9 protein-coding genes are annotated in these 19211 nt (G+C 70.8%); 8 read left to right on the forward strand and 1 reads right to left on the reverse strand.

The annotated features are described in order from the left end of the window. Nucleotides 1-167: 167 nt before the first annotated feature. Nucleotides 168-527: a DUF4254 domain-containing protein gene (locus ON31_RS20915; protein ID WP_039816306.1), complete on the reverse strand. Its 360-nt coding sequence runs from the start codon at nt 525-527 to the stop codon at nt 168-170. 264 nt (nt 528-791) lie between these two features. On the opposite strand from ON31_RS20915, the gene ON31_RS20920 reads away from it, so the two are divergent. From ON31_RS20920 to ON31_RS20955, 8 genes are all read left to right on the forward strand, one after another. Next, entirely contained in the window at nt 792-1661 is an 870-nt protein-coding gene (locus ON31_RS20920; protein WP_051037547.1) for a helix-turn-helix domain-containing protein, read from the forward strand. A gap of 165 nt (nt 1662-1826) precedes the next feature. Beyond that, entirely contained in the window at nt 1827-2291 is a 465-nt protein-coding gene (locus tag ON31_RS20925) for an AMP-binding protein (protein ID WP_039816308.1), read from the forward strand. Between the two features lie 33 nt (nt 2292-2324). After that, complete coding sequence (locus ON31_RS20930) at nt 2325-15518, forward strand: non-ribosomal peptide synthetase (protein WP_039816053.1); 13194 nt, start codon at nt 2325-2327, stop codon at nt 15516-15518. Then, nucleotides 15515-16489 carry an ATP-binding cassette domain-containing protein gene (locus ON31_RS20935; RefSeq protein WP_039816054.1) on the forward strand — a complete coding sequence of 325 codons (975 nt, stop codon included), beginning with the start codon at nt 15515-15517 and terminating at the stop codon, nt 16487-16489. The genes ON31_RS20930 and ON31_RS20935 overlap by 4 nt, the downstream gene beginning before the upstream one ends. Then, nucleotides 16486-17295 carry an ABC-2 transporter permease gene (locus tag ON31_RS20940; RefSeq protein WP_039816056.1) on the forward strand — a complete coding sequence of 270 codons (810 nt, stop codon included), beginning with the start codon at nt 16486-16488 and terminating at the stop codon, nt 17293-17295. The genes ON31_RS20935 and ON31_RS20940 overlap by 4 nt, the downstream gene beginning before the upstream one ends. A gap of 1 nt (nt 17296) precedes the next feature. Then, nucleotides 17297-18115 carry an ABC transporter permease gene (locus tag ON31_RS20945; protein ID WP_081592616.1) on the forward strand — a complete coding sequence of 273 codons (819 nt, stop codon included), beginning with the start codon at nt 17297-17299 and terminating at the stop codon, nt 18113-18115. Between the two features lie 92 nt (nt 18116-18207). Then, nucleotides 18208-18720, forward strand: coding sequence for a peroxynitrite isomerase (locus tag ON31_RS20950; protein WP_051037548.1), 513 nt, complete (start codon nt 18208-18210; stop codon nt 18718-18720). Between the two features lie 255 nt (nt 18721-18975). Continuing rightward, entirely contained in the window at nt 18976-19200 is a 225-nt protein-coding gene (locus tag ON31_RS20955) for a hypothetical protein (protein WP_029929955.1), read from the forward strand. The last annotated feature ends 11 nt before the right edge of the window (nt 19201-19211 follow it).

A 19211-nucleotide genomic window follows, 5' to 3' on the forward strand; every position in this document is an offset into this window, starting at 1 on the left:
CCACGCGGCACGCCGGGCGGGGCGCCCCGTTGCGCCCGCCGTCTTGTGGCGGGCGACGTCCAACGTTTCGAGCGAGCTATTGGTCGGATAGACCGCTCTATTGACGTCTCCGCTGACGACAATGGCTCTGTAGCAATGCAATCAATCGTGTCAACGCATTTCGGGAGTCACTGCTCAGGTAAACGGCGACGGCCTCCGGCCACGTCGATTACGAGATCAGTGTAGCCGTCAACGAGTTCGGCGAGGTGATACCAGTGTTTATGGGTATTGTCGCTGGCCGCACCCTCGTGGTCGATGACCTGGTTGGCCTCCACCCAGCTCCGGGCCATCCGGTCCACCACCGCGCCCAGACTCTCGGTGTGCAGGGCGGCCCCGTTGCGATGCTGCGGCAGTTCCCGTTCCACCCATTCGTTGATATCGTCAACGAGTTCGCCGCGCCGACAATCGATCTCGGCGGCAAGGAGCGGGTCGGCCACTTGCGCGCGGCGTTCGTGCAGTTCCGCGAGCGCGTGCGCCGACCGGAGCAGAACCCGGTCCTGGAAACGCCGGCCCTGGAAGGCGCAGAGCAATTGCGGGGCGGTCGGCAGCCCGCCGGCTATGGACATGGTCATCGCGACTCCCAGAACGTTCCCGACAACATCACTATTCGCACCAACATGATTGGTCTCCGGATTCAGCTGTACCGCTCATCGGATCGGTCGTACAAGAACTAGGCTAGCTGGATCATGCTCTTACAAATGCAAGAACGCAATACTGCGTTCTAACTCGTGCGCTAGGCGAAAGGGTTGGACATGGCAGGCAAGCGCACCGTGTTGACCGTCCGTTTGCGCAGACTCGCGGCGATGCTGGGCGAGCTGCGCGAGCACTCCGGACTCAGCAAGGAAGAGGTCAGCAGCCGTACCGGTATCAATGTCACCACCCTGTATCGGATCAAGACCGCCCAGGCGCGCCCGCAGCGCCGCACCCTGACGGCCATGCTCGATCTGTACGGCATCGGCGAGCCGCAGCGTTCAGATGCCTTGCAGTTGCTGACCGACGCACTGAAGCCGGGTATGGCACGGCCCTTCGAGGCCGCCGTCGGCGAGGTGTACGGCGCGTACATCAACTTCGAGGCGGAGGCCCTGTCCGCCCGCTTCTTCCAGGCCAGCTATATCCCCGGACTGCTACAGACCGAGGAGTACGCCGACGCCGTCATGCAGACCTCCTGGCCCAAGATCTCCGACGAGGTGCGCAGTCAGCGGGTGCGGGCCCGGGTGGAACGCGCCAAGGTGCTCACCAAGGAGGAGCCCCTCGAACTCTGGGTGGTGCTGGACGAGGCCGTGATTCGCCGCATGGTCGGCGGACCGGAGGTCATGATCGGGCAGTTGCAGCGACTGCTGGGCGACGCCGCGCAACGCAATGTCATCCTGCAACTGCTGCCCTTCGACGCGGGCGCGCATCCCGGCATGTCCGGATCCTTCGTGGTGCTGGACTTCCAGAACCCCGCCGACCCGGAACTGGTGTACGTGGAGGGCATCGCCAGCGACGAGATCATCGAGGGCCACAGCGAGGTGCGCCGCTACGGGGTGATGTTCGATCAGCTGCGCGCCATGGCGCTGAGCCCGCGCAACTCCGAGGAAGTGATCAACCAGGTCATCGAGGAGCTGCGCCAGTCCACGTAGACGCACCGATTCCCCCGGGTGATCAATACACCTTGGGTGAGGATTCCCGCACCCTCGGAGAGGTGATCCCCCGCACTGAGGTTGCTGTCGGATGAACTCGCCGGCCGCGAGTCTGAATACATCCCAACAGCGCCACAGATCACCACATCCGAGGGGATGATATTCATGTGCAAGCCGGTCGATTCGTCCGCAACACTGGTCGCTCTCCGCCCGGGCGCGACCGAGCCGGTCGCCGCCGCGCTCGACCCGGCTGCCATCGCGGTGACGGCGGCCGACTGCGCGCTCTCCTACGGCGAGCTGGAGCGCTGGTCCAACCGCCTGGCGCGGATGCTGCTGCGGCTCGGAGCCCGCCCCGGCACCCGGGTCGCCATCGCGGGAACCCCGCGACTCGAATCGGTGGTCGCACGTCTGGCCATTACCAAGACGGGCGCCACCCCGGTCCCGCTCGGCACCGAAACCTCCTCCGCCCGCGCCGATTTCGGCGTGACCACCAAGGAGGGCAAGCCGCGCACGGCCGACACCACCCGCTGGCTGGTGCTGGACGAGCGCTCCACGCTGGTGCAGTACCTGACCGGTTCCGACGCGCCGATCACCGACGCGGAACGACAGACGGCGAGGAAGGCGTCCTGAGCCGTCATATCTCACCAGCACGCAGGACTGTTCATGGTTTCGAGTTCCGCCCTGTCCCCCGCCCCGGTCGGCGCCGCCACCGGTCCGGCCGCGCCCTTCCCGCTGTCCGCCGCACAGCGCGGCATCTGGTTCGCCCAGCACCTCGCCGGTGACACGCCCGTCTCCATCGCCCAATACGTCGAGTTCGTCGGCGCGGTGGACGTGGCACTGCTGGCGGCGGCGGCCCGCCGGGCGGGTCAGGAGTTCGGCACCGGCTATCTGCGGTTGCTCGAACTCGACGACCTGCCCTACCAGGTCGTCGACACCACGCTCGACGACGCCATCGACACGGTCGACCTGCGCTCGGCGCCCGACCCGGAGGCGGCCGCGCACGCCTGGATGCGCGCGGAGTACACCGCGCCGCTGGACCCGCTGCGTGACCGGCTCTGCCAGGTCACCATGCTGCGGCTGAGCGAGGACCGCTGGTTCTGGTACTCGCGCTTCCACCACATCGCACTCGACGGCGTCGGCGCGCTCACCATGCTGCAGCGCACCGGCGAGATCTACAACGCCGCCGCGGCGGGGCGCGAGATCCCGCCGGGCCGGGCCGAGGATCTGCGCGGGATCGTGGACGCCGATGCGGCGTACCGGAATTCGGACCGCATCGCCGCCGACCGCGAGTACTGGCGGGAGCATCTGACGGGGCTGGCCGAACCGGTGCGGCTGGGTCGTCACAGCGATGCGGTGGACGCCCATCCGCGGCTGCTCAGCCGCGCCCTGCCCGCGGATACCGCCGCCCTGCTCGACGAGCTGGTGGCCCGGCTGTCCACCAGCGCCGCACCCGTCATCGTCGCCGCCTTCTCGGCCTTCCTGGGAGCGCTGACCGGTGCGCCGGAGGTCGTACTCAGCCTGCCGGTCTCCGGACGCACCACCGCCGCGCTGCGCCGCTCCGGCGGCATGATGGCCAATGTGGTGCCGCTGCGGCTGCGGCAGTCACCCACCCGCACCGTGGACGAGCTGATCCGCGCCACCCAGAGCGAGCTGACGGCGGCGCTGCGGCGGCAGCGGTACCGGCAGGAGGACATCGTCCGTGACCTCGGCTGGTCCATGGACGAGGTGGGCTCGTTCGGGCCGACGGTCAATCTCATGCTGGTGGACAGCCGCATCCGGCTCGGCGGTGTGACCGGGCGGCTGCACGTGCTCACCTCCGGACTCATCGAGGATCTGTTCGTCAACGTCTACCCCGGGGTGGGCGGCGAGAGCACCCACATCGACTTCCAGGCCAACCCGAACCGCTACGACGAGGCCGAGCTGGTGTCGCTGCACGGGCGGTTCCTGGCCTACCTGCGCTCGTTCCTGGCCGCCGGACCGGATACGCGGCTGGCGGGGCTCACCGTGCTGGCCGACGACGAGCGCGAACTCGTCCCCGCACGCGGACCGGCCGGGACCGCGGCCCGCACGCTGCCGGAACTGCTCGAGGCCGGGGTGGCGCTCGATCCCGCGGCCGTGGCATTGCGCGCCCACGACACCGTGCTCACCTATCGCGAGGTGAGCGAGTACACCCGTCGGCTGGCCCGGGTGCTCATCGCCGCCGGGGCGGAACCCGAACGCGCCGTGGCGGTGTCGATTCCGCGCTCGGCGGAGTCGGTGCTGGCCATGTGGGCGGTGGCGCTGACCGGGGCCGCGTTCGTGCCCGTCGACCCGGACTATCCCGTCGACCGCATCGAGCACATGCTCGCCGACAGCGGCGTGGTGGCCGGGGTGACCGTCGCCGCCGCGCGCGCGGGGCTGCCCGACCGGGTGCGCTGGCTGGTGCTGGACCACGCGGACACCGAATCCGCGCTCGCCGCAGCGGATTTCACGCCGGTGACCGATGCCGACCGGCGCTCGCCGCTGCACATCGACCAGCTGGCCTACCTCATCTACACCTCCGGCTCCACCGGGCTGCCCAAGGGCGTCGGCGTGACCCATCGCGGCCTGGCGAATCTGGCCACCGGCTCCGGCGCGGCCTTCGGTGTGGACGCGGGCGCGGTGATGGCGCACGCGGTGTCGCCGAGCTTCGACATCTCCGTGGAGGAGCTGCTCGTCGCCTTCGCGGCGGGCGCGACCGTGGCCGTGGTACCGCCCGCCGCCTACGCGGGTGAGGAGTTGGCGCGGGTGCTGCGCGCGCACGAGGTCACCCACCTGAATGTGACGCCGGTGGTGGCGGGTTCGCTCGAACCGGAGACGCTGCCCCGGGTGCGCACGGTGGTGGTCGGCGGTGAGGCGTGTCCGCCGGAACTGGTCGCGCGCTGGGTCGGACGTCGGGTGCTCAACGGGTACGGGCCGACCGAGACGACGGTGACCGCCACGCTGAGCGCGCCCCTGGCCCCGGGTGATCCGATCACCATCGGCGGACCCGCGCGCGGTGTCAGCGCGGTGGTACTGGATCCCTGGCTGCGGCCGGTGCCGCCCGGGTCGACCGGTGAGCTGTACCTCGGTGGCCCGGGACTGGCGCGTGGCTACCACCAGCGCATCGGCCTGACCGCGGAACGTTTCGTGGCCGATCCCTTCGCGGCGGGTGCGCGCATGTACCGCACCGGCGATCTGGTGCGCTGGCGGGCGGTCGCCGGAACGTGGCGCCTGGAGTACGCCGGGCGCGGCGACACCCAGGTGAAGGTGCGCGGATTCCGCATCGAACTGGGTGAGGTGGATGCGGCGGTGGCGCGGCATCCGGGCGTCGAGATGGTGGTGACGGTCGGCGCGAACACCCCGACCGGAGCCACAGCGCTGGTGTCCTACGTCCGCGCCGACCCCGCCGCGGCGGTCGATCCGGAGGCGGTGAAAGCCACCGTCGCGCAACACCTTCCCGGCTACATGGTGCCGACGGCGATCATGGTGCTGGACAGCCTGCCGCTCACCCCGGCGGGCAAGGTGGACCGGAAGGCGCTACCCGCACCCGATTTCGGCACCCGCGCCCGTGCCGGCCGCGCCCCGGACACGCCGCGCGAGCGCGCCCTCGCCGCCGTCTTCGCCGATGTGCTCGGACTGGACGAGGTCGGCGCGGACGACAACTTCTTCGCCCTCGGCGGCGACAGCATCGTCGCCATCCAGCTGGTGGCCCGCGCCAAGGCCGCTGGTCTGGGGCTGCGAGCCCGGGATGTGTTCGAGCACAAGACCGTCGCCGCCCTGGCCGCCGCCGCCACCGACGTCACCGCACTCCAGGTGCGCGAACTCCCCGGCGGCGGCACCGGCCCGATCCCTCTCACCCCGATCGTCCACGCCATGCTCGAGCAGGGCGACACCTGGCCGCGCTTCGCCCAGGCCGCCCTGATCGACCTGCCCGGAGACCTCGACCGCGCCCGCCTGGCCACGGCGATCCAAACCCTGGTGGACCACCACGACCTGTTGCGCAGCACCCTGATTCACCGCGCGAGCGACGACGCAGCGGCAACGGGCCGGGCGAACGGGTGGGAGTGGCTGGTGGAGCCGCCCGGGACGGTGGAGGCCGCGGCGCTCGTCGAGTACGTCACCGTCGCCGCCGACTCCGAGGCCGACGACGAGCAAGCCGCGTTGCGGCGGGCCGCCGATCTGCTCGATCCGGCGGCCGGGACGGTGGCGCGGTTCGTGGTCATGGAGCGTGCCGAGGACACGCCGCGGCTGTGGATGGTGCTGCATCATCTGGTGGTCGACGGGGTGTCCTGGCGGATTCTGCTACCGGATCTGGCGCTGGCGTACGCGGGGGTGCCGTTGCAGGCGGTCGGCACCTCGTTCCGGCGGTGGGCGCACGGGCAGGTGGAGCATGCCGCCGAGCGGGTCGGGGAACTGCCGCTGTGGCAGCGGATGGCGGCGACACCGCAGGGCGAGTTGGGGTTGCGGGCGCTCGATCCCGAATTCGACACGACCGCGACCATGGGGCAGGTCGTCACCGTCGTCGACACCGAAACTGCCTCCACCGCATTGGAACTCATACCGGAGCGCTTCCACTGCGGCGTGGACGACGCCCTGCTCACCGCGCTCGCGCTGGCCTGGGCGCGCTGGCGCGACCGCACCGATACGCTGCTCACCCTGGAGGGGCACGGGCGGGAGGATGTCATCCTGCCCGGCGCGGACATCTCCCGCACGGTGGGCTGGTTCACCAGCGTCTACCCGGTGGCGCTGGAGCTCGGCGAGATCGATATCGCCGAGGCGTTCGACGGCGGACCCGCGGCGGGTGCGGCGCTCAAGGCCGTGAAGGAGCGGCTGCGCACCGTTCCGGACAAGGGTGTCGGCTTCGGCATGCTGCGCTACCTCGTCCCGGAGACGGCGGCCGCGCTCGCGGACGCACCCACCCCGCACCTGAGCTTCAACTACCTGGGCCGCACCGGAGCCGGTGGTGAAGGTGCTTGGCTGCCACGGCGTTTCACCGCCACTCAGGACGATCGCGCACCGTTGGCCGCCGTGGTCGATGTCAATGCCCTGCACACCGCGGCCGGGCTGGAGGTCACCTGGGCCTACGCCGCGCGCATCCTCACCGACGCCCAGGTGCGCGAACTCGCGGACCTGTGGTCGCAGGCGCTGGCCGCGCTCACCGCGCACGCCCGCGGCACCGGGGCGGGCGGGCACAGTCCCTCGGACTTCCCGCTGGTCGAGGTACCCCAGGACCGGATCGACGCGTGGGATCGCGACTACCCCGCGCTCACCGATATCTGGCCGCTGTCACCGCTGCAGTACGGGCTGCTGTTCCACGCCCGCTACGACAACGACACCGCCGACGGCTACACGGTGCAGACCCGGCTGTCGCTGGCGGGCCGGGTGGACGCGCCCGCCCTGCGCGCCGCCGCCCAGACGCTGCTGGACCGGCACGACGTGCTGCGCGTCGCCTTCGTCGAAACCCCGGACGGGCCCCGGCAGCTGGTTCTCGGGTCCGCCGAGATCACCTGGCAGGAAATGGATCTCACCCAGCTTCCGGAGTCGACCGATCGCCCACGCGAACTCGAGCGCATCGTCGAGGTGGACGCGGGCACTCGTTTCGACCTGACCCGCCCGCCGCTGCTGCGCTTCACCCTGGTACGCACCGGCGCCGAGGCGTACACGCTACTCATGACCAACCACCACCTGATCCTGGACGGCTGGTCGACCCCGCTGCTGGTGCGCGAACTGCTCGCCGGATACCTCGCCACCGTCACCGGGCAGCAGGCCGGGCTGCCCGCACCGCACTCCTATCGCGACTTCCTGGGCTGGCTGGCCGAACAGGACGACGACGCCTCACTGGCCGCCTGGCGGGAGGCGCTCGCGGGAGTGGACGGGCCGACCCGCGCGGTGCCCACCCTCGCGGATATCGCCTCCACCGAGTCCGGCACGGTGTCGGCGGATATCGACGCGCGGGCGCTGACCCGGCTGGAGGACACCGTCCGCGCCACCGGGGCCACGGTGAACACCGCCGTCCAGGCCGCTTGGGCGCTGCTGCTCGCCATGCTCACCGGCCGCACCGACGTGGTGTTCGGCGGCACCGTCTCCGGGCGTCCCCCGCAGCTGAGCGGCGTCGAGGACATGATCGGACTGTTCATCAACACGCTGCCGGTGCGGGTGCGACTCGACCCGGCCGAACGGGTGGCCGATCTGCTGGCGCGCGTGCAGGACGAACAGGCGCGACTGCTGGACCACCAGCACATGGGGCTGGCCGCCCTGCACCAGGCGGTCGGGCTGCCCGAACTGTTCGACACCCTCACCGTCTTCGAGTCCTATCCCATCGACCGCGAAACCCTCTCGCGGGCACTGGATATCGCGGGCATGCGCATCCTGGACGTATCCGGCACCGATGCCACGCCGTATCCGCTGAACCTCATGGTGATTCCGCAGCGCGACCGCGACGGCTCCGAATCCCTGCGCGTCTGCGTGAAATACCTGGCCGACCAGCTGCCCGAGGCCGGGGCGCGGCGGCTGCTCGACCGCTTCGTCGCCCTGCTCGACCAGATCGCCACCCACCCGCACCGCCGCATCGCCCAGCTCCAGCACTGCGATGCCGCCGAACGCCGGGCGCTGCTGCCGGTGCGCGGCGGCGATCCGGTGCCCATGCGCACCCTGCCGGACATCCTCGCCGCGGGCGCACGCGTCGACCCGCGCGGCATCGCGGTGAGCGCGGGCAGCCTCACCATGACCTATCGCGACCTGGACGCGTGGTCCAACCGGTTCGCCCGGGTGCTGCTGCGCCGGGGCGTGGGCCGCGAGGTCTTCGTGGTGCTGGCGCTGACCCGCTCGGTGGAATCCGTGGTGGCGGTGTGGGCTCTGGCCAAGACCGGCGCGGCGTTCCTGCCGCTGGACCCCAACTATCCGGTGGAACGCATCGAGCACATCCTCACCGACTCCCGCGCTCCCATCGGCGTGACGGTGTGCGCGGTCGGCGAAACCCTGCCCGGGTCCATCGACTGGCTGCTGCTCGACGATCTCAACACAATCCGCCGCGCCATGACGGTCTCCGACGCGCCCGTCACCGACGCCGAACGCGGCGGACCCATCACCCTGGACCAGACCGCGTACCTCATCTACACCTCCGGCTCCACCGGCAAGCCCAAGGCGGTGCTGCTGAGCCACCGGGGTCTGGCGAATCTCGTCGCCACCCAGCGGCACTCCCTGGATCTCGACGAAACGGCGAGCGCCCTCCAGGTGGCCTCGCCCAGCTTCGACGCCTCCGTGCACGAACTGCTCATGGCGCACGGTATGGGCGGGCGGCTGGTGCTGTCGCCGCCGGAGGTGTACGGCGGCGGCGAACTGGAGCGGCTGCTGCGCACCGAGGGCGTCACCCACGCCGTCATCACCCCGTCGGTGCTGGCCACCATGGATCCGCGCGAGCTGCCCGCACTGCGCTGCCTGTCGGTGGCGGGCGAGGCGGTCGGCCCGGAGCTGGTGGCGGCCTGGTCGGCCGACCGGCGCATGGTGAACCTCTACGGCCCCACCGAATTCAGCGTGTGGGCGACCGGCCCGGGCGAGTTGCGGGCCGGGGAGCAGATCACCATCGGCGCGCCGGTGCTCGGGGCGGGGGCCATGGTGCTCGACAGCTGGCTGCGTCCGGTGCCCCTCGGTATCACCGGTGAACTGTATCTGTCGGGCCCGCAGCTGGCGCGCGGCTACTTCAACCGCTTCGCGCTCACCGCCTCGCGATTCGTGGCCAATCCGTACGGCGCCCCCGGGGTGCGCATGTACCGCACCGGCGATATGGTGCGCTGGATCGAGGTCAAGGGGCCGCAGGGTCCGACCCTGGAGCTGGAGTACCTGGGGCGCAGCGATTTCCAGGTGAAGATTCGCGGGCTGCGCATCGAACTCGGTGAGATCGACGCGGTGCTGGCCGCCGACGAGCAGGTGGAATACGCGGCCACCGTGGGACTTCCGGGGCCGACCGGTGACACCGTGCTGGTGTCGTACGTGGTGGCCGCGCCCGAGCTCGAGCGGGAGCTGGACACGGAGGGGCTGCGCACCCGCATCGCGGCGGCGCTGCCCGGCTACATGGTGCCGAGCTACCTCGTCGAACTCGACGACGTCCCGCTCACCCCGGTGGGCAAGCTGGACCGAAACGCCCTGCCGACACCGGATTTCGCGACCCTCGCACAGCGGTATCTGGCCCCGCGCACCCCGGTGGAGACCGCGGTGGCGGCCGTCTTCGCGGAGGTGCTGGGCGCCGACCGCGTGAGCATCGACCGTTCCTTCTTCGAACTCGGCGGCGATTCGCTCAGCGCCACCCGGGTGGTGGCGCGGGTCAACGCGGCGCTGGGATCCACGGTGGCGCTGCGGGATCTGTTCGACGCGCCGACGGTGGCGCGGCTGTCGGCGCGCGTCGTCCCGGCCGCGGGCACCGCACCCGACCGCCCCGCCCTGGCCCCGCGACTGCGGCCGGACCGGGTGCCGCTCTCCCCCGCCCAACAGCGCATGTGGGTGCTCAACCGCCTCGATCCCGACTCGGCGGCCTACAACATCGTCGCACCGCTGCGGCTGACCGGGGAACTGGACGTCTCGGCGCTGCGCGCGGCCGTGCACGATGTGATCGGACGGCACGAGACGCTGCGCACCATCTATCCGGCCGACGCCGACGGACCGCGTCAGGTGGTGGTGACCGTGGACAGCGCCGCACCCGAGCTGACCGTGGTCGAGACCGAAGACGGTGCGCCGCTGCGGGATCGGATCGCCGAACTCGCCGGGACCGGATTCGATCTGATCCGCGAGGCCCCCGTGCGGGTGGGCCTGTTCCGGGTGCCGACCGCCCACGTCGTCGTCCTGGTCGTACACCACATCAGCGCGGACGGCGCGTCCATGGCCCCGCTGGCCGCCGACCTGGTGACCGCCTACCTGTCCCGGATCTCCGGCGCGAACGCCGCGCTGCCCACCCCGCGCGTGCAGTACGCCGATTACGCGCTGTGGCAACGGGACCTGCTCGGCGCGGAGGACGATCCGCAGTCGCTGGCCAGCCGCCAGCTCGGCTACTGGCGTGAGCGGCTGGCCGGGATTCCGGATGTGCTGGAGTTGCCCGCCGACCGCCCGCGCCCGGCGGTGCAGAGCATGCGCAGCCGGGACCTGCCGTTCATCCTGGACACCGAAACGCACACCGCGCTCGCGGCGCTGGCGGGCACGACCGAGACCAGCCTGTTCATGGTGGTGCACGCCGCGTTGGCGGTGCTGCTGGCCCGACTGGCCGGAACCGCCGATGTGGTGATCGGCACCGCCGTCGCCGGTCGCGGGGAGGCGGCCCTCGACGAACTCGTCGGCATGTTCGTGAACACGGTCGCGCTGCGGACCCGGGTGGACGCGGACAGCGGCTTCCGGGATTTCCTCACCGGGGTGCGCGACACCGATCTCGATGCCTTCGCCCACGCCGACGTGCCGTTCGAACGCCTCGTTCAGGTGCTGGAGCCCGCGCGGTCCACGGCGCACGCACCGGTGTTCCAGGTATCGCTGTCGGTGCAGAACTTCACCGCGCCGGAACTGGAATTCCCCGGCCTCACCGTCGCCGTCGAACCGGTGCGGCGCGACGGCTCGCAGTTCGACCTCACCGTCGAGTTGCTGGAACGAAGGGCGGAGGGTGAACCGGCCGGAATCGACGGCACGCTGACCTACGCCACCGATCTGTTCGACGCGGCCACCGCCGCCCTGCTGGTGTCGCGCTGGCGGCGGGTGCTGGCCGCCGTCGTCGCCGACCCGGACATCCGGCTGTCGGACATCGATCTGCTCGACGACATCGAACGCGCGGCCCTGGTGCCGGTGCGCGGCCCGCGAACCGTCGGAATCACCTCCCTCGCACAGGTTCTCGTGGCGACCGCCACGGCGCACCCGGACCGACCGGCCGTCGTCGCCGACGGCCGCACGCTCACCTACGCGGAGCTGAACGCCGCCTCCGACGCCCTGGCCGCCCGGCTCGCCGAACGCGGAGCCGGGCCGGAAAAGGTTGTCGCACTGGCGCTGTCGCGCGGCGCGGCGCTGCTCACCGCGCTCTGGGCCACCGCGAAGACCGGGGCGGCGTTCCTGCCCGTCGATCCGCGCCACCCCGTGGACCGGATCGAGCACATGCTCGCCGACTCCGGGTGCGCGCTCGGCCTCACCACCACCGCGCACCGGCCGCTGTTGCCCGCCGCCACCACCTGGCTGCTGCTGGACGCGCCGACCGACGACCCCACCCCGAGCGGGGGCGAATACCTCGCGGCGACGCATCCCGACAATCCCGCCTGGCTCATCTACACCTCGGGCTCGACCGGCACCCCGAAGGGCGTCTCGGTCTCACACCGCGGGATCGCGGACCTGGTGGCCGCTCAGCGTGAACTGCTCGACCTGGACGAGCACGCCCGCGTGCTCCAGGTGGCCTCACCGAGTTTCGACGCCTCCGCCTTCGAGGCGCTGATGGCCTTCGGATTCGGCGGCGCCGCGGTGGTCGCCGCCCCGGAGACCTTCGGCGGGACGGCGCTGGCCGAACTCATCGCCGCCGAACGGGTGACCCACCTGGTGATCACGCCGTCCGCGCTGGCCACCATGGACCCGGAGGCGGTGACGACGGTGCGGGTGCTGGCCGTGGCCGGGGAGGCGATCAGCGCCGAACTGGTGGAGCGCTGGACGCCCGGACGCACCCTGGTGAACCTGTACGGTCCGACCGAATTCACCATCTGGGCAACGGCTTCCGAACCGCTGCGGGTGGACGCCCCGGTCACCATCGGCCGACCGATCCGCGGCGCGGGCACCCTGGTGCTCGACGACCGGCTGCGCCCGGTGCCGCTCGGGGTGGCCGGTGAGCTGTATCTCGCCGGGCCGGCCCTGGCGCGCGGCTATCACGCCCGGCCCGGGCTGACCGCGCAGCGGTTCGTGGCCGACCCGTACGGCGCGCCGGGTGACCGCCTGTACCGGACCGGCGATCTGGTGCGCTGGGTCGGCTCCGCCGCGGCGCCGCGGCTGGAGTATCTGGGCCGCACCGACTTCCAGGTGAAGGTGCGCGGCCAGCGCATCGAACTCGGCGAGATCGACACCGTACTGGGACGTGCCACGGATGTGGAATTCGCGGTGACACTGGGTGTTCCGGGTCCCGGCGGGGCCACCGCCCTGGCCGCCTACCTCCTGCCCACCCCGGGCGCGGACCTCGATGTGGCCGCGCTGCGCGCACACGCCGCCGACGCGCTGCCCGGCTACATGGTGCCCTCGGCCTTCGTCCTCCTCGACCACGTGCCGCTCACCGCCGTCGGCAAGCTCGACCGAAAAGCCCTGCCGCCCCCGGTGTTCGAGGCGGAGACGGAGTACCGAGCACCCGGCACGCCCACCGAGGCGGCCCTGGCCGGGATCATGGCCGAACTGCTGGGCCGGGAACGGGTGGGTGTGCACGATTCGTTCTTCGCCCTCGGCGGTGACAGCATCCTCGCCATCCAACTGGTGTCGCGGGCCCGGCTGCACGGACTGGAACTCACCCCGCTGCAGGTGTTCGAACACCGCACCGTGGCCGCGCTGGCCGAGATCGCCGACGCCACCGACACGGCGGTCGTGCTGGCCGAGCTGCCCGGCGGCGGGGTCGGCGATATGCCACTCACCCCGATCGTGCGGTGGATGACCGAACGCGGCGGCAGTTTCCACCGCTTCGCCCAGACCGCCGTGCTGGAACTGCCGGTCGGCATCACCCGGACACAGCTCGTCGCCACGGTATCGGCCGCGGTGGACCGCCACGACATGCTGCGGGCCCGACTGGAGCGCGACGGGGACGACTGGCGGCTGTCCACCCGCGCGCCGGGCGCGGTCGATGTCGACGCGCTGGTGCACCGCATCGAATTCGGTGCCGCCGCCGATTCCGTCGAGCTGCGCGAATACGCGGTCACCGAGGTGGAGGCCGCCCTCGACCGGCTCGATCCGGCGGCGGGCCGCGTGCTGCAACTGGTCTGGCTGGACCCCGACGCTCCGGAACGGGCGGGACGACTCATCGTGGTCGCCCACCACCTCGTGATCGACGGCGTGTCCTGGCGCATTCTGGTCCCCGACCTGATGGCGGCCTGGGCGCAGATATCGGGCGGGGCCACCCCCGTGCTGGCCGAACCGGGCACCTCCATGCGCCGCTGGGCGCACGCACTCGCCGAGGAGGCCCGCAGCGGCGACCGGGTCGCCGAACTCGACCACTGGCGCGCCGTCGCCGCCACCCCCGACCCGCCGCTGGGTGGACGTGAACTCGACCCGGCCGTCGATCGTGTGGACAGCGTGCGCACGGTCGAGATCGAACTACCGGAACCGACCACCACCGCCCTGCTCACCACCCTGCCCGGACTGTTCGACGGCGGCGTGGAGGACGCGCTGCTCGCCACCCTCACGCTGGCGGTGCTGCGGTGGCGTTCCAGCACGGAGAACTCCGTCCTGATCCGCATGGAAGGCCACGGGCGGCAGCAGGAGATCGTGCCAGGGGCGGATCTGTCCCGCACCGTCGGCTGGTTCACCAGCGTCTATCCGCTGCGGCTGGAGCTGCCGGGCATCGACATCGACGATGCCCGCACCGGTGGCCCCGCCCTGGGCACGGCCGTTCGCGCGGTCAAGCACCAGTTGCTGGCCGTCCCGGACAAGGGTGTGGGCTACGGCCTGCTGCGCTACCTGAATGTCGATACCGCACAACATCTTCCGCAGCGGGTGCCCGGGCGCATCGGTTTCAACTACCTGGGCCGCTACGCCGCCGCGGATATCCCGGCCGGGCTGGAGGGGCTCGGCTGGCTGCCCACCGACGAATTCGGGGACCTGCACGCCACCGAGGATCTGGGGGTCGCCGTCACGGCCGAGCTCGAGATCAATGCCGTGGTGGTCGGCGACCGGTTGCAGGCCAGCTTCTCCTATCCCGCAACCCTGCTGGGCAGCGATGCGGTGGCGGCGCTGGCCCGGCTGTGGAGCGACGCGCTCACCGCCGCCGCGGCCTTCGCCGACACCCCGGCGGCCCGGGAGGCAGCGGCGGACGAGGCGCGCTACCTCGCCGACCGCGCGGCCGAAGCCACTGCCGCTCGAGCCGATTCGACGCCGGGGCTGGGACTCGACGTGGTGCTGCCGATCCGGCCCGGCGGCACCGAACCGGCGCTGTTCTGCATCCATCCCTCCTCGGGTATCGCCTGGACCTACCTCGGGCTGGCCGACGCCCTGGCCCCCGGGCGGCCCATCTACGGACTCCAGGCCCCCGACCTGTCCGGGGAGCCCGCCGCCGCCGACATCGACGACTTCGCGCGCCGCTACGTGCGCGAGATCCGCCGCCTGCAACCGGAGGGTCCGTACCACCTGCTCGGCTGGTCCTTCGGCGGGCTCATCGCGCACGCCGTCGCCACCCGCCTCCAGCAGGAGGGCGCGGAACTCGGCGTACTGGCCCTGCTCGACGCCGACACCGCCGATATCGACGGCGACAGCATCGAGACACTCAGCGCCGGGGCGTTCATCGCCACCTTCGGCCATGTCTTCGGCATGACCGATATCCCGGCCGAGGCCAGCGCCGAACAGGCGGCGGAGCTGATCCGCGACCGCATGGGCGGGGTGAACCTGGTCGACGCCGCCACCCTGGAACGCATGGCGGCCTCCTACAATGCCTCCGCCCGCACCCGCACCGGCTACCGCCGACCCGTATTCCACGGCGACGCACTGTATTTCCACGCCACCGTGGACACCTCGGAGATCTTCGGACCCGACGGCTGGCGACCGCACATCACCGGCGACATCACCCGCGTGGACATCGAGGTCAGCCACGACGAACTCACCACCCCGGAAGCGTTGGCGACCGTCGCCCGCGTCCTCGACCGACATTTGGGAGGCAGGCTATGAGCAGCGGCGGAGTCGTCGTCGAAGGCGTCGAGAAATCGTTCGGCAGCGTCCGGGCCCTGCGCGGCATCGACTTCGAGGCCGCGCCCGGCGAGGTGCTCGGCATCCTCGGACCCAATGGCGCGGGCAAGACCACCACGGTGAACATTCTGTCCACCCTCATCGCCCCCGATGCCGGACGGGCCGTGGTCGCCGGGCACGATGTGGTGTCCGAGGCCGCGGCCGTGCGCCGGGGCATCATGCTCACCGGACAGTTCGCCGCCCTGGACGACGCCCTCACCGGCTACGAGAACCTGGTCATGTTCGGGCGGCTCATGGGCTTGCGCAAACGCGCCGCCCGCGCCCGCGCCGACGAACTGATCGGCGAATTCGACCTCACCGCGGCCGCCGGTCGCCGCGTCGGCACCTACTCCGGCGGTATGCGCCGGCGCATCGACATCGCCTGCGGGCTGGTGGTGCGGCCCGAGGTGGTCTTCCTCGACGAACCCACCACCGGACTGGATCCCCGCAGCCGCCAGGGGGTCTGGGATCTGGTCGGCGGCTTCCGCAAACACGGCATCACCACCCTGCTCACCACGCAGTACCTGGAGGAGGCCGACGCCCTCTGCGACCGCATCATCGTCATCGACCACGGCGTGGTCATCGCCGACGGCACCGCCGACGAACTCAAATCCCGCACCGGCGGCAGCTACTGCGAGATCGTGCCGCTGCGCATGGAGGACCTCGCGGCCATTGTCAACGCGCTCGACAGCCTGGTGCCCGCGTCGAGTCGCCAAGCCCTGACCGGTGATTCGGACCGACTGGCCATTCCGGCCCCGGACGGCGCGAAAACCCTCGCCGAGGCGCTGCGCCGACTCGACGGCGCGGGCATCGAACTGGTGGACATCGCGCTGCGCCGCCCCTCACTCGACGACGTATTCCTCAACCTCACCGGACATCTCGCCGAGGCCGACACCGCGGAGGCGCGATCGTGACCGCCGTCAGCAGCGTCCGCGCCACCCCCGCCACCCTCCAGCAGTGGTGGGTGCTGAGCGTGCGGCTCATCGTGCCCGCCGTCAAGAGCGGCGACATCCTGAACATGGTGTTCGCGCCGATCGTGTTCACCATCAGCTTCTATATTCCGCTCAACCGGCTGATGTCCTTCGCGGGCACCGGATTCAGCAGCTACGCGCAGTTCATGGCACCGATCGTGATCCTGCAGGCCGGATCCTTCGCCGCCATCTCGGCCGCCTTCCGCGCCGCCACCGACGCGGTCTCCGGACTCGACCGGCGCTTCGACGCCATGCCCATGCACCCGCTGGTGCCCACCGCGGCACGCATGTCCGGCAATATCTTCCGCCTGCTCGTCGCCCTGACCGCGGCGCTGATCGCGACCCATGCCATCGGCTTCCGTTTCCACGGCGGGCCGCTGCACACGGTCGGCTTCCTGGCGCTGGGCCTGCTCATCGGCATCGCCTTCTGCTTCGGCGCGGATGTCATCGGCACCGCCGCCAAGAGTCCCGAGGCCACCACCCAGCTGCTGGTGCTGCCACCGCTGATTCTCGGCATGCTCTCCACCGGTCTGGCCCCGGCCGACCAGTTCCCGGACTGGGTGGAGCCGTTCGTGCGCAATCAGCCGGTCTCGCAGTGGGCGTACGGGCTGCGCGCCCTCGGCGGCGACAGCCTGGGCAATGCCGGTGCGGTGACCTGGTCGCTCATGAGTCCGCCGCTGCTGTGGGCGCTGGCCATCATCGCGGTCTCGCTCGTCTGCACGATTCGGCTCAACACGCGGAGGTCGTGACATGGCCATCTCCATGCCGGAACCCACGACCATCGCCCCCGAAGCCGAGGGCTCCCCTGTCGCGCTGGTGCGCCACACGTGGATTCAGGTGCAGCGGCTGCTGCTGCGCTGGCTGCGCGATCCGGTGACACTGCTGGAAACGCTCATCATCCCGTGCCTGCTGCTGCTCATGCTCGACATCGTGGTGGGCAGCCAGATCGAGAAGTTCACCGGCAGCAGCGCCCTCTACGGCTCGGTGCCGATGGTCGCGCTGGTCGGTGCGCTGTCGGGCACCATCGCCAGCGGCGTCATGCTCGGGCGGGAACGCAATGCCGGGCTGCTCGCCCGCTTCTGGGTGCTGCCCGTGCACCGCGCCTCCGGCTTGGCCGCCCGCATCATCGCCGAGGGCTGCCGCATCTTCGGCGGCACCGTGGTGATCATCGGCTTCGGGATGGCGCTGGGCTTCCGGTTCCATCAGGGGCCGTTGGCGACGCTGGCGTTCTTCGCGCTGCCGGTGCTGTTCGGGCTGGCCTTCGCGACCCTGGTCATCGCCATCGCCGTCTTCACCGCCAAGGCCACGCTGGTGGAGAGCATCACCATCATCACCTCGCTGCTCATGTTCTTCAGCACCGGCTTCGTCCCGCTGCCCGCCTATCCGGAGTGGATTCAACCGGTGGTGCGCAACCAGCCCATGTCGGTCGCCGTCGACACCATGCGCGCCCTCGCCGAGGGCGGGGCGCTCGCCCGGCCGCTGACCCTCACCCTGATCTGGTCGATGAGCGCGATCGCGCTGTTCGCGGTGCCCGCCGCCATCGGCTACCGGCGGGCCAGTCGCCGCTGACCGTCGAACGCCGCCCCGCCCATCCAGTCCCCTTGCGCGAAAAACTTCCGCCGACGCGCGTCGAGATCACTCGGTCGCCGGTCGGGCGCACTATGCTGACCGCCGTGCTCGATCCCCAGACCCCCGTCGCACCCCATCCGGATATCGCCCATCTCGCCCCGCTGCTGGGCACCTGGCGCGGCGGCGGACACGGCGAGTACCCGACCATCGACTCGTTCGATTATCTGGAGGAAGTGCACTTCGGCCATGTCGGCCGCCCGTTCCTCACCTACCGGCAGCGCACCCGCGCCGCCGACGGCAGTCGGCCCCTGCACGCCGAAACCGGCTACCTGCGGCCCAACGGCCCCGATCGCATCGAACTCATCCTGGCCCACCCGACCGGGATCACCGAGATCTGCGAGGGCAGCCTGGTCGCCGACGGCGACGGCCTGCGCATGGAACTGGACTCGACCAGCATCGGCCGCAGCAGCACCGCCAAATCGGTGACGGCGCTCGGCCGCTCGCTGGCGCTGTCGGGCGACACCCTGGACTACACGCTGCGCATGGCGGCGGTCGGACAGCCGCTGCAACACCATCTCGCCGCGACGCTGCGTCGCGACAACTGAGACGCGACCCCTGAGACGCGAGTCGAGAGATCCTCGCGGTTCGGACAAAATTTTCCGAACCTACTTTTAGGTATGTGACCTGCATCACTGCATTTGGACGGGTGTGCGGGAGCGCACTCATGGGTTGTGCCGTCAATGAGAGCGATCTAACGTTTTGTTTCGGCGGCAAACAGTCAGCCAATCCTAAAGCAGTACCGGTTTACCGAAACGGACCGTTCGGGTCTCCTCACTCGCCCCACATCCAGGGAGTAGGACATGCAACGTTCGGCTTTTCTGCTCATCACCACGGTGGGGATCATCCTCGCCGGAACCGGAGCCAGCGAGCTACTCGGTGACGAATCCAGTCCCGCGCCCGCGGTGCGCAACCTGTCCCAGCACCAGCCCGTCGTACTCGAGGCCGACGGGGGCGTGGTGCGACCCGCCGCCTGCGTGAAGCTCGCCTCGGGCCGATATTCCATTCAGACGCAGTCCACCCGCTGATCGCTCCCGGG

Origin of the sequence: Nocardia otitidiscaviarum NBRC 14405 (assembly GCF_000308635.1) — a bacterium.
GTDB lineage: Bacteria > Actinomycetota > Actinomycetes > Mycobacteriales > Mycobacteriaceae > Nocardia > Nocardia otitidiscaviarum.